Genomic DNA, 13,096 nt, shown 5'->3' with positions numbered 1-13,096 from the left:
CGGAGAACGGTGAGGCGTCAGGATTCGGAAACGGCCGGAGCCTTCTCCGCGGCCGGGTCCTGGGCTTCGCCGCTGTCGTGCCGGCGTACGTAGGCCAGGAACGTCTCAAGTTCCCGCTTGACGACCGGGGCCAGGAAGTACAGGCCGATGATGTTGATGACGGCCAGCGTGAACAGCACGGCGTCCGCCATGTCGATCAGGGTCTGGAGGGTGAGCAGCGAGCCGGCGACGGCGAACAGGGTGTAGATCACCTTGTACGTGATCTCGCTGGCCCTGCTGCGGCCGAAGAGGTACGACCACGCCTTGAGACCGTAGTAGCCCCAGGTCAGGACGGTGGAGATGGCGAAGAGCAGCACCGCGACGGTGAGGATGTAAGGGAACCAGGGCAGTACGGTCTCGAAGGCGTCGGAGGTGATCGTCACGCCGCCGATGTCCTGTCCGGTCCGTGCCTCGGCCCAGCTCGCGGGGTTGGCGATCACGATGGTGAGCGCCGTCATGGTGCAGATGATCACCGTGTCGATGAACGGTTCCAGGAGGGCCACCAGGCCCTCACTGGCGGGGTGCTTCGTCTTGACGGCCGAGTGCGCGATCGGCGCCGATCCGAGCCCGGCCTCGTTGGAGAACGCGGCGCGCCTGAAGCCGATGATGAGCGCGCCGAGCACACCGCCCGCGACACCCTCCGGGTTGAAGGCACCCTCGACGATGGTGACGACGGCGGAGGGCAACTCGCCCACGTTGACGAGAATGACGGTCAGGCAGGCCCCGATGTAGATCACGGCCATCGCGGGCACCAGGCGGCTGGTCACTGAAGCGATCGAGCGGATGCCGCCGAGCAGGACGACACCGACAAGAGCCGCGACCAGCAGACCGAACAGCAGCGCGCCGGCCGAGGAGCCCATGGCGCCGTCCTCGCCGCCGGTGACCGAGACGAGCTGCGCGTAACTCTGGTTGACCTGGAGGAGGTTGCCGCCGAAGAGGCCGAAGAAGAGGATCATCGCCGAGGCGAGCACGGCGAGGATCTTTCCGAAGGACGCGCCTCGGCTGCCGAATCGTTCGGCCAGGCCCTTGGGGAGGTAGTGCATGGGGCCGCCGGAGACGGTGCCGTCGGCGTGCACCTCCCGGTACTTCACGCCGAGGGTGACCTCGACGAACTTGGTGGCCATGCCGAGCAGCCCGCAGAGGATCATCCAGAACGTCGCGCCGGGCCCGCCGATACTGACCGCGACCGCGACGCCGGCTATGTTCCCCAGACCCACGGTGCCGGAGACCGCCGCCGTGAGCGCCTGGAAGTGGTTCACCTCACCGGCGGCCGACTTGTCGTCGTACTTGCCGCGCACCACAGCGACGGCCAGCCGGAACCGGCGGAACTGCACGAACCCGAACCAGCCGGTGAAGACGAGGCCCGCGATCACCAACCAGGCCACGATCAGGGGAAGTTCCGTGTTCCCGATGGGAACGGCGTAGAACACCACCTCCCCGAGCCAGGAGGCGATCGGTTCGAAGAATCCGCTGACGGATTCGTCGACCGACTCGGTGAGTGAATCAAGTGACATCTGGCTACCTCGGGAGCGCAGGCCGACGCGCAAGGGTGCGCCGGGTGGGGGCAGGCATGGGGAGACAGCCATGTCCGGGACCGTCAAGGGCGACCCCGATCCGCGGACCCGGACCGGACTCACCCCGGTGTGTGTACCGGTTTCACCGGTGCGCACCGGTGAAATCGCCGCCGGAAAGTGAGCGTCCGGCAAACGGATTTGTGCAGTCCTACCATGCCCTTTACGCACTCTTTGGTGACGCACGTCACAAGAACGGACCCATTCACGAGGCCCACGGACCCACCGGGCGTGATCGTTACACGGATCTGAGCCCCAGTTGAGAAAGGACCGCACACGCGCGAACGGGGCCGCGTCCCGCCGGACCACCCCATCGCGGCTGGGATCCGATCGGCTCGGCACCCGTCACACCCCAGATCAGGACGTTCCAGGACCCCGCAGAACCTCCGGGCGAACATAGCGTGCGTGGCCGCGGTTGCGCCGTGGGTCCCGGCACCGCGCGGGATCAGCCGAACAGGGTGGAGCCGAGCGGGTGTTGCCTGTCGAAGCCGGGGAGGATCAGGAAGGACGCGCCGGCGGTCGTGGTGGTGAAGGGCAGCAGTGCGTCGGAGGTGTCCATGCGGGTGAGCGTCGCCGTGAAGGTCCGCAGGTCGTTCTGGAAGCTGATGAAGAGCAGGCCGGGGGCGGGCTCGTCGGTGCTGTAGGAGCGGCGGAGCATGTGGCCGACGCCGACCGCGGTGGGGTTCGCCCTGCGTACGTGGGCGTCCACGGGGACGAGATAGCGGCCGTCGGGCGTCTTGGCGCCGAGTTCGGGGGCCGAGGCGGGGGTGCCGCCGGAGAGGGGTACGCCGCTGGCACGGCGCCGCCCGAAGACCGCCTCCTGCTCGGCGACGGGCAGGGCGGCGAACCGTGTCAGGTCGAGTTCCATGCGCCGCAGTACGGCCAGGGTGCCGCCGGCGACCTCGGGGGGCCCGGCCAGCCAGAGGTCACGTTCCTGCTCGGCGGTCGTGTGCGGGCCCACGATGCCGTCGATGAAACCGAGCAGGTTGCGCGGTGCGGTGAGGCCCTTGGCGACGGACACGTCCGTACCGCGGCGTCCGGACTGCCGCCAGCGTTCGCGGACGCGGTCGCCTGCCTGAGCCAGCAGTGCGGCGGCGGCGACCGGTACGACCGGCGCGTCGTCGGCGCAGATCTGCAACAGCAGATCACCGCCGCGGGCCCGGGAGGCGATCCGCTCGCGGGAGAACCGCGGGAGGTCGGTCGCGCCGGGCAGTGCGGCACCGGCCGTCCGTACCAGTCGCGGACCCGCGCCGACGGTCACGGTCAGGTCGCCCGGGGACAGGCCCAGCAACCGCGGGTCGGACCCGGCGGTCAGGGTGCGGATGGCCTCGCCGAGTTCGGCCAGCAGCGGGCCTGGCGCCACCTCGGGACCGAGGTCGGCCACCAGGGCCAGCAGGTTGCGCTGGGCCGACCGGGGAAGCGTGACGCCCGCCTGATGCCGGCCCGCGGCCGGAACCGGCTTGGGCGTGGGCGCCGTGGAAGGGACGGGCCGGTCCGGCTGGGGGGAGTCCGACGAGCACCCGGTGATGAGACCGGCGGCCAACGCGCCGCCGGTGACATCGAGGAACGCGCGGCGTGACGGGTGGCGGTCGTCGCGGGGCATGAGGTGCACAGTGCCACAGCCGCCTCGTGTCCGCCGCTCAACTTCCCTTTCCCGGCGGGGATTTCGCCGTCGTGCCAGACTGAGATCATGTCTCGATCAGCACTTCGGGTGATGGCGGCGATACTGGGCGTACTGACGCTGGTGACCGGCTGTAGCGGTGGCGATGGCGATGGTGGCGACGACGACGGATCGGGCGAGGGCCGGCGGCCGGACGGTGCGCGGGTGACGATCCGGGTGCCCGGCGACGCCCCGACGATCTCGGACGCGGTGTCCCTGGCCCGGCCCGGCGACCTGGTGCTGGTGGCCGCGGGTGTGTACCACGAGTCGGTGAAGATCGACACGGCCCGCGTCACGCTGCGGGGCGAGTCCCGGGACAAGGTGGTTGTCGACGGGCAGTTGCGTCGCCCGAACGGGGTGGTCGTCACCGCGCCCGGGGTGGCCGTGGAGAACCTGACCGTGCGGAAGAACACGCAGAACGGGGTGCTGGTCACCGGTTCGGCGGCGGCGGTCGCCGGGCTGCCGGGGAGCGGCGGCTACGACACCGGTGACGAACCCGTCAGCTTCCTGAAGTCGTTCGTGGTCTCGCACGTGACCGCGACCCGTAACGGTCTGTACGGCATCTACGCGTTCTCCGCGCAGAACGGTGTCATCGAGCACTCCTACACATCGGGCGCGGCGGACTCGGGAATCTATGTCGGCCAGTGCAAGCCGTGCCGGATCGTGGTGCGGGACAACGTCTCCGAACTCAACGCGGTCGGCTACGAAGGCACCAACGCCGGCGGCGACATGTACGTGGTCGGCAACCGGCTGGCCGGCAACCGCGTCGGACTGACCACCAACTCCGACCACCAGGAGAAGCTGCTCCCGCAACGCGAAGCCGTCGTCGCCGGCAACCTGATCGCGGACAACCAGCAGACGCGGACCCCCGAACAGGCCGACGGCGGCTGGGGCATCGGTATCGGCGTCGACGGCGGCAGCGACAACCAGTTCATCCGCAACCGGATCACCGGCAACACCAACGCCGGGCTCATGATCACCGCGACCGCCGACCTGACGGCGGACCGCAACCGGATCACGGACAACACCTTCGCCGCCAACGGCGTCGACGTCGGCTGGACGTTCCCCACCGCCACCCGTGGACAGGGCAACTGCCTGCGGGGGAACGCGCTTCGCAAGACCGTACCCGCCGGGCTCGCGGAGTCCGCGTCCTGCCCGGTTCCCGCCAAGTCGCCCACACCCTCCGGCAGTTGGGCGAGTCCGACGGCGCCTGCGGGCATCGCGTTCACCGACGTGGCCGCGCCCGGCCCGCAGCCGCAGTTCCCGCAGGCCACCAGCGCCGGTGCCACCGTCGTGCCGGACGTTCCGGCGCTGCCGGACATCGGGGACGTCGCGCTGCCGTCGCCGTCGCTGCTCGCCGCCGGTGCGCGGGTGCGAGCCCCGTAAGGCGGACCCCGTAAGACGGACCCTGTGGAAGGGACCCCGTGAGGGCGGCTACGGCGCCGGTTTGGTTCCGGGGACCGGCTGGACGGGGACGTACTTCTGGGTGTCGAAGTCGTAGACCACCGGCTGCGGCTCGGAGGCGATGGTGGCCTGAACCCGGTGCATGGTGCCGTCCGAGTCGATCCAGTAGCGCACGTTGCCTGACGTACTGGCCTCGCTGCCCGCCGTACCGGCCTCGCTGTCGGCGTCCGGCCCGTTCATGATGTCCGTCCGATGGCCGCGCACCCGGTCCCGCCCGGCCCACGAGGCGCCGCTCTGCGACAGCAGTACGGAGTTGTCCGGCCGGTCGTTGCCGAGGCGGAGCGCGATGGCCAGCGAGCTGTCCAGGGTCATGCCGGACGTCCGCAGCGGACGGCTGTGCCAACCGGACGCGGGCGGCGACGCCGGTGCGGCCGCCGGGGGGTCTGTCATGGGGTGGACGAGGACGGTGGTGGCCGTCCACCGGATCAGCCCGTCGCTGGACGTGTCGCGCCCGGTCCCGCGCACCACCCCGTAACCGGTATGGGTGCGGTAGTCGACGGATCCGGTGACGACCAGCCCGCCGGCGGGATTCGGCACGGTTATCCTCACCGCCCGGCCTCCCGCCTGGTAGTTGAGGAACCGCGTGATCGCCAGCCGGTTCACCTCGTCCGAGGTCAGCGCACGCGGGGCGGCGGGGCCGTCGCTGTCGCTGTCGCCGAGGAGGACGAAGGTGGTGGTCACGGCGGCGGTGACACCGATGACGGCGGCTGCCACCCAGCGTAACTTCGGCCACCGGCGGCGCCGGCCCGTCTCGCGCCCCGGGCGACTCTGCTTGCTGTTGACGCTCCGCGTTCTGATGCTCCGCACGCGGCGGGACTGTAACAGGTCTCCGGCGGGCCACCCCCAAACTCTGCGTTTACGAGACATGACTCACGGTCAACTCATATGCTCACCCCTGCATTTGCCGAGTCGGCATCAGCGTAGGACGAGGTAGAGGAGTGCCATGTCATTACGTGGAGTGGTGCGGTTGGGGCTGTCCGGCCTCTTACTGGTGGGGGGCGGCGCGGGCACGATTCTGACCGGCGCCGGGCAGGCCGACGCTTCGGCCTCCGACGGCACCCTCACCGTCCAGGTACTACGGGACTTCTTCGGCACCGGCGTGATCAACTCGACCATGGACGTGCCGCAGCGGGGCATGAAGGTCGAGGTCGCCGACTCCGCCGGCAACCAGATCACCGGTGTCACGGATGTCACCGGAAGGGTCATCGTGCCGCCGTCGAACGAGCTGGCCGGCGGCCGGTACCGGGTCGATGTCACCGTCCCGGCGCCCTACAGCGACTATCTGCGGGCGGCGCCCGCCTCGACCGCGCCGAACCACTTCGACAGCTTCACCACGTTCGTCGACGTCTCGGACGGCCAGGACGACTCGGTGATCACCGGCGTCTGGGACCCGGCCGACTACGCACTGCCCGACTCCCGCTACTTCGTGCCGATCCAGAGCGGCGCCACCGGTACGGAGACCCGGGCCCTGGTGGCGTTCGGGACGGACGCCCGCGGCAACTGCCCCGACCCGCAGGCATGCCCGGAGGTGATCAACACCCAGGACCAGGTGGGCACGACCTACGGGCTGGCCTACGACAGGTACCGCGAGCAGCTTTTCCAGTCGTCCTTCGCCCGGCGGTACACGGAGTACGGGCCGGACGGCGGTAACGCGATCTACACCGTGGCGGCCGACGGAAGCGCCACGAAGCTGTTCGCGAAGGTGCCGGGCGCCACCAAGACGGCGCACGACACCGGCAACCTGATCAAGGACGCCGGGTTCACCGACGCACCGGGCAAGGAGAGCGTCGGCGGCCTTGCCCTGTCGGACGACGGCTCGACCCTGTACGCGGTGAACCTGCTCACCCGCAGCCTGGTCAGCTTCGACGCGACCAAGCCCACGGCCTCGGCGCCCGAGGCGACCGTGCCGATCCCCGACCCGGGCTGCGCGTCGGCGGACGACTGGCGTCCGTTCAGCGTGGCCGTCAACAACAACACCCTGCATGTCGGGGGTGTGTGCAGCGCGGAGAGCACCCAGAAACGCGCGGACCTGAAGGCCGTCGTCGCCACCTACGACGGCGAGAAGTTCACCACCGTGCTGTCCCAGCCGCTGGCCTTCGAGCGCGGAGCCGTACTCACCGGCACCTCCGGCAACGACCAGGTCAACCACTGGAACCCGTGGAACACCGACCTCGCGGACTGGGACGGCCACACCGTGAGCGGCTGGATCATGGATCCGCAGCCGGAGCTGGCCAGTCTGGCCTTCGCCCGCGACGGCTCGCTGATCCTCGGCTTCCGCGACCGGTTCATGGACGTCGTGGGCTGGGGCGGGCTGGATCCGAGGCCGGGCAACGACACCCCGCAGAGCGGCATGGCCGGCGGCGACATCAACATGGCCTGCGCAACACCCACCGGCGGGTACGAGTGGGAAGGCACCGGTGACTGCGCCGACCACGCCACGGACCCCACCCTCGACGGTGTCCAGCCCCCCGGCGTCGTCGAGTACTTCCCGGGTGACTTCTTCCCGAACGGCGGCTCCGCGACCCAGCCCGGGCCGCACCAGGAGTCGTCGCTGGGATCGGTCGCCTACATCCCGCAGCAGCAGTGGGTCGTCAGCACGCAGATGGACCCGACCGGCCGGGTCGCCACCAGCGGAACCGGCTACTACGACGTCGCCACCGGCCTCGGCCCCGGCAACGACCCGGTCAACAACGCGTACGAGTTCGTGGGTCCGAACCAGAACGGGTTCGGCAAGGCCGGTGGTCTCGGCGACATCGCGTACGCCGCGGCGAACGCACCGATCCAGATCGGCAACGTGGTGTGGTTCGACGGCGACCACAACGGCATCCAGGACCCCGGGCAGGTGCTGCTGCCGGGTGCGACGATCAACCTGCTGGACGCCGACGGCGAGAAGGTCGCCACGACCACGACCGATGCCGCCGGTGAGTACTACTTCGGTGGTGTCGGCGCGGAGTACGAGCTGACGCCGGGCGGCAAATACACCGTGCAGTTCGATGTGTGCACCGCGGACACCAGCGACGTGCCGGGGCAGCCTGCCGCCACCGACCTGCGGTTCACCCTGCCGCGGACCGGTGACGACCGGGTACATGACTCCAATGTCACCCCGCCGACCACCGGGCGGCTGTGCGACGGGTCCGCCCCGGTCACCGCGCCGACCACAGCGGGAGGGGTCGATCACACGATCGACGCCGGCGTGTACATCCCGGAGGCGGAACCGCCGTCCCCGTCCCCGTCACCCACACCGCCCGAGTCCCCGTCCCCGACACCCACGCCTCCCGGGTCCCCGACACCGGTGCCCCCGACCGGCGTGGTGCCCAACGACCCGACACCGGCCGGCGGGCCACCGGGTTCACTCGCGAACACCGGCACGTCCGGCATGGGAGAGATCCTCGCCCTCGTCGCACTGCTGCTCGGTGCGGGTGCGACAGTCGTCCTCGTCAGCCGCAAGCGGCGCGCCAGGCACCACTGACACCCGAAATCCCCGACGGGCCGGTGCGCCGCACCGGCCCGTCGGCATGACCGGCTCGATCACCGTCCGCGGTGGGGCGGCCCTTCCACGTGCGTCGGCAACCTCGTACGGCGGTTTCCAGGGGGTCTTCACCGTGCGCGGTCGCGGTCGCGGTCGGCGACGCGGATCCCCGGAAGGGTCGGGCGGCACTCGCGTGGTGTCAGCTCACGGCCTTCTTGACGAGGGCGGTGATCGCCTTCTCGGCCCGGTCGCTCAGCTCGGTCACGGCGTACGACGTGGGCCACAGGCCGCTGTCGTCGTCGAGGTTCGCCTCGGGGGTGAAGCCGAAGGTCGAGTAGCGCTCTTTGTCGACGTGCCCGCTGCGGAAGAAGCACACGACCTTCCCCTTCCTTGCGTAGGCCGGCTGTCCGTACCACAGCTTCGGCGACAGCTCAGGGGCGTTGGTGGTGACGATGACGTGGATGCGTTCGGCGACCGCGCGGTCCGGGGGCTCCATCTCCGCGATCTTCGACAGCACGTCGAGTTCCGCGGCGGCCGCCTTGTTGCCACGGCCGCCGCTCGCCTCCTTCCTCAGTTCGGCGGCGCGCTGCTTGATGGCGGCACGTTCCTCGTCGGAGAAGCCGTCCGTGTTCTTCTCGCTGGTGTTCGCGCTCATCGCCGTCACCCTCCAGGTTGTGATCGGTGTGCAGTGTTTCCGACGCTAGCCGTGCCGAGAGACCTGGCGCTTCTTGAATCCTGACCGATGCTCGCCGGGTCCGGCCGATCGGGTGACCGACCGGATCGGTCAGGAATCAAGAAGCCCGCGACCGGTGGTTCTCCCTAGCGTGACAGCCATGACCCCGAACGGCTCCCAACGCCGGATCGGCCGACGCCCGACCGTATGAAGGAGACACACCCGATGGCACTCTCGCTCGACATCATCACTCTCGGTGTACCGCAGGTAGAAGCCGCACGCGCCTTCTACACGTCCGCGTTCTCATCGACAGCCACTCCCACTGCCACCGCCGGCGACCGGACCGCCGGCCTGGACCTGCACGGCACCGGACAGCTCGCCCTCCACCAGATCGACGCGCTCGCCACCGACTCCGGCACGGACCCGGCGACCTCGGGCTTCCGCGGCCACGTCCTGTCCTCCATCGTCAGCCGGCCCGCCGAGGTCAAGGCCCTCCTCGACGCCGCCACCGCCCATGGCGCGACGGTCGTCAAGCCGGCGAAGAAGGAGTTCTTCGGCGAGTTCAGCGCCGTCTGCCGGACACCGGACGGGGTCGTCTGGAAGCTGGCCGCCGCCGCCAAGAAGGACACGGGTCTCGTCCCCGGCCCGCCGAAGCCGACCGAGACCGCCCTCTACCTCGGCGTCGCCAGCCCGAACGTGTCCAAGGAGTTCTACGAGGCGCTGGGTATGAGCGTCGACCGCGACTACGGCGACAAGTTCATCGACTTCACCATCGCCGAGGGCGTGTGCCGGCTGGGCCTGCTGACACGCAAGGCCCTCGCCAAGGACGCCGGTGTCGACGAGCGGGGCGACGGCTTCTCCGCGCTCGTCCTCACCCACACCGCCGCTTCCCGTGACGACGTCGACGCGCTTCTCGCCGCCGCGGGCTCCGCCGGCGGCCGGGTCACCGGCGCGGCGGCCCGGACCGAACAGGGCGAGTACGCAGGGCAGTTCACCGACCCCGACGGCAACCGGTGGAGGATCACCACGCACGCGTGACCGGCCTGCCCGACAGACCCTAGGGCGTGTTTCGAAAGTCCCGCCTGGCCGACGACGCCTGGCACGCGCACTCGCCGCGTTGTCGGAATCATCCAAGTACGTCCAGTACGAGAACGATCCTCCGCCTTGCGATCGCACGCACCAGACGCCGTCGGCCCCGCCCTTCGGGCGGACGGCGCTACTTTCGCAACACGCCCTAGTCGCAGGACGGGCACAGGCCCCGGTAGGTGACCTCGACCTCGGAGACCGTGAAGCCGAACCGTTCCGCCGCCGGGAGGCCGGCCAGTGGGTCGCCGGCCGGGTGGACGTCGCGGATCGTGCCGCAGCTGGAGCACACCAGGTGCTGGTGCGGGTGGTGGGCGTTGGGGTCGTAGCGTTTGGCGCGGCCCTCGGTGGACAGCTCCATCACCTCGCCGAGGGAGACCAGTTCGCCCAGGGTGTTGTAGACGGTCGCCCGGGAGATCTCGGGCAGCCGCCGGGTCGCGAGGGCGTGCACCTCGTCGGCCGTGAGGTGCACGTGGTCGCCGTCGAGGACCTGTGCCACGACACGGCGCTGGGAGGTCATCCGCCAGCCGCGCTCGCGCAGTCGCTCCAGCAGGTCGCTCATGTCGGTTCACCTGTTCACGTTGGCGAGAAACCCCGAGTGCACCCGGAGCACATCCGGAGCACATCCGAGGTACATCCGGGGACACACGTATTATGGCTGGCCATACGTTTAGTGCACTTCTTGACTTGGACTCCGTCCATCGTAGGATCGGTTCCGGCGAATAGCCAAGGAACGTCGCGGGTGGGGCTCCCCACGCGCTCACGCGGCAGAGCCCGTACGCCGCGTCAAGCCGGTCGGCGGGGGCAGCCCTGCCCGGCCGCGTCCGACGGCCACACCCTCACCTGAGCACAGTGCTCCGCCCGGTCCGGAAGGATTCCCATGTCTGAGAACCATGATGCAATCGTCGTAGACGCGAAGTCGGAGGACGCGGGGGGCTGCCCGGTCGCACACGGGCGGGCCCCGCATCCGACCCAGGGCGGCGGAAACCGCGAGTGGTGGCCCGAGCGGCTCAACCTGAAGATCCTCGCCAAGAACCCCGCCGTGGCGAACCCCCTCGGCGAGGAGTTCGACTACGCCGCGGCGTTCACGTCCCTCGACCTCCCCACCGTGAAGCAGGACATCGCGGAGGTCCTGACGACGTCGCAGGACTGGTGGCCGGCCGACTTCGGCCACTACGGCCCGTTCATGATCCGGATGGCGTGGCACAGCGCGGGCACCTACCGCATCAGCGACGGCCGCGGCGGCGCCGGGGCCGGCCAGCAGCGCTTCGCCCCCCTCAACAGCTGGCCGGACAACGGGAATCTCGACAAGGCCCGTCGCCTGCTCTGGCCGGTCAAGAAGAAGTACGGCCAGAACCTGTCCTGGGCCGACCTCATGATCCTCGCCGGCAACGTCGCCCTGGAGACGATGGGCTTCGACACCTTCGGCTTCGCCGGCGGTCGCGCGGACGTCTGGGAGCCCGAGGAGGACGTCTACTGGGGTCCCGAGAAGGTCTGGCTCGACGACAAGCGCTACAGCGGTGACCGGAATCTGGAAAGCCCCCTCGGCGCGGTCCAGATGGGCCTCATCTACGTCAACCCGGAGGGCCCGAACGGCACTCCGGACCCGCTCGCCTCGGCTCGCGACATCCGTGAGACGTTCCGCCGGATGGCGATGAACGACGAGGAGACGGTCGCGCTCATCGCGGGCGGCCACACCTTCGGCAAGACCCACGGCGCGGGCCCGGCGGACAGTGTCGGCGACGACCCCGAGGCAGCCCCGATCGAGCAGCAGGGCTTCGGCTGGAAGAACAGCCACGGCACCGGCAAGGGTGGCGACACGATCACCAGCGGTCTTGAGGGCATCTGGACGAACACCCCGATCACCTGGGACAACAGCTTCCTGGAGATCCTGTACGGCCACGAGTGGGAGCTGTTCCAGAGCCCGGCGGGCGCCAACCAGTGGCGGCCGAAGGGCGGCGCCGGGGCCGGCACCGTCCCCGACGCCCACGACGCGTCGAAGAGCCACGCCCCGACGATGCTGACGACCGACCTCGCGCTGCGCGTCGACCCGGCGTACGAGCAGATCTCGCGGCGCTTCCTCGCCAACCCCGCGGAGTTCGCGGACGCCTTCGCCCGCGCCTGGTTCAAGCTGACCCACCGCGACATGGGCCCGGTCTCGCAGTACCTCGGCCCGGAGGTCCCGGCCGAGACGCTGGTGTGGCAGGACCCCCTGCCCGAGGTGACCCACGAGCTGGTCGACGCCGAGGACATCGACACCCTCAAGGAGCAGATCCTCGCCTCGGGCCTGCCGGTGTCCCAACTCGTCTCCACCGCCTGGGCGTCGGCCTCGTCCTTCCGCGGCAGCGACAAGCGCGGCGGCGCCAACGGCGCGCGTATCCGCCTCGAACCGCAGAGCGGGTGGGAGGCCAACGACCCCGACGAGCTGGCCACGGTGCTCCGTACGCTCGCAGGCATCCAGGAGAGCTTCAACACCGCCGACAACGGCGGCAAGCGGGTTTCGCTCGCCGACCTGATCGTGCTCGCCGGATCCGCGGCCGTCGAGCGGGCCGCCAAGACCGCCGGCTTCGACGTCGAGGTCCCGTTCACGCCGGGCCGCGCGGACGCGTCGCAGGAGCAGACCGACGTGGAGTCGTTCGCCGCGCTGGAGCCGGTCGCCGACGGATTCCGCAACTACCTCGGCAAGGGCCACCGGCTGCCCGCCGAGTACCTGCTGCTCGACCGGGCGAACCTGCTGACCCTGAGCGCCCCCGAGATGACCGTCCTCGTCGGTGGCCTCCGCGTCCTGGGCGCGACCCACCAGCAGTCGTCGCTCGGCGTCCTGACCGCGACCCCCGGATCGCTGACCAACGACTTCTTCGTCAACCTGCTCGACCTGGGTACGGAGTGGAAGTCGACGTCCGAGGACCAGAACACGTTCGAGGGCCGCGACACCGCCACCGGCGAGGTCAAGTGGACCGGCAGCCGCGCCGACCTGGTCTTCGGGTCCAACTCGGAGCTGCGCGCGGTGGCGGAGGTCTACGCGAGCGACGACGCGAAGGAGAAGTTCGTCAGCGACTTCGTCGCGGCGTGGACCAAGGTCACGAACCTCGACCGGTTCGACCTCGTCTGACGTCGTCCGACGACGGCTGACGTCC

Annotated in this window: 9 protein-coding genes; 4 read left to right on the top strand and 5 right to left on the bottom strand. The window is 70.0% G+C overall.

All coding sequences use genetic code 11. The features are described from left to right. Window positions 1-17 precede the first annotated feature (17 nt). Window positions 18-1,553 (bottom strand): alanine/glycine:cation symporter family protein, encoded by a 1,536-nt coding sequence (locus OG700_RS20715; RefSeq protein ID WP_405615713.1) that lies wholly within the window; start codon window positions 1,551-1,553, stop codon window positions 18-20. Window positions 1,554-2,055: 502 nt separating this feature from the next. Beyond that, a complete protein-coding gene (locus OG700_RS20710; RefSeq protein ID WP_405615711.1) occupies window positions 2,056-3,213 on the bottom strand; it encodes a Dyp-type peroxidase in 1,158 nt (385 codons plus the stop codon). 87 nt (window positions 3,214-3,300) lie between these two features. Here OG700_RS20710 and OG700_RS20705 point away from each other — a divergent pair, with 87 nt between their 5' ends. Continuing rightward, window positions 3,301-4,656 (top strand): right-handed parallel beta-helix repeat-containing protein, encoded by a 1,356-nt coding sequence (locus OG700_RS20705; RefSeq protein ID WP_405615708.1) that lies wholly within the window; start codon window positions 3,301-3,303, stop codon window positions 4,654-4,656. Between the two features lie 48 nt (window positions 4,657-4,704). Here the strand turns inward: OG700_RS20705 and OG700_RS20700 are convergent, their stop codons facing one another. Continuing rightward, entirely contained in the window at window positions 4,705-5,448 is a 744-nt protein-coding gene (locus OG700_RS20700; RefSeq protein ID WP_405615706.1) for a hypothetical protein, read from the bottom strand. Window positions 5,449-5,677: 229 nt separating this feature from the next. Here OG700_RS20700 and OG700_RS20695 point away from each other — a divergent pair, with 229 nt between their 5' ends. After that, complete coding sequence (locus OG700_RS20695; protein ID WP_405615704.1) at window positions 5,678-8,203, top strand: SdrD B-like domain-containing protein; 2,526 nt, start codon at window positions 5,678-5,680, stop codon at window positions 8,201-8,203. Between the two features lie 199 nt (window positions 8,204-8,402). Here the strand turns inward: OG700_RS20695 and OG700_RS20690 are convergent, their stop codons facing one another. Next, entirely contained in the window at window positions 8,403-8,858 is a 456-nt protein-coding gene (locus OG700_RS20690; protein ID WP_405615702.1) for a DUF1801 domain-containing protein, read from the bottom strand. Window positions 8,859-9,101: 243 nt separating this feature from the next. On the opposite strand from OG700_RS20690, the gene OG700_RS20685 reads away from it, so the two are divergent. Continuing rightward, window positions 9,102-9,914, top strand: a complete 813-nt coding sequence (locus tag OG700_RS20685; protein WP_405615700.1) for a VOC family protein — start codon at window positions 9,102-9,104, stop codon at window positions 9,912-9,914. 196 nt (window positions 9,915-10,110) lie between these two features. Here OG700_RS20685 and OG700_RS20680 read toward each other — a convergent pair whose 3' ends face one another. Further along, entirely contained in the window at window positions 10,111-10,521 is a 411-nt protein-coding gene (locus tag OG700_RS20680; RefSeq protein ID WP_405615698.1) for a Fur family transcriptional regulator, read from the bottom strand. Between the two features lie 318 nt (window positions 10,522-10,839). Here OG700_RS20680 and katG point away from each other — a divergent pair, with 318 nt between their 5' ends. Beyond that, a complete protein-coding gene (katG, locus tag OG700_RS20675) occupies window positions 10,840-13,071 on the top strand; it encodes a catalase/peroxidase HPI (protein WP_405615696.1) in 2,232 nt (743 codons plus the stop codon). Window positions 13,072-13,096 lie beyond the last annotated feature (25 nt).

Origin of the sequence: Streptomyces sp. NBC_01508, from assembly GCF_045040315.1 — a bacterium.
Classification (GTDB): domain Bacteria; phylum Actinomycetota; class Actinomycetes; order Streptomycetales; family Streptomycetaceae; genus Streptomyces.
The sequence above is the reverse complement of the archived record's forward strand: the minus strand, read 5'-3'. Positions and strand labels throughout refer to the sequence as shown.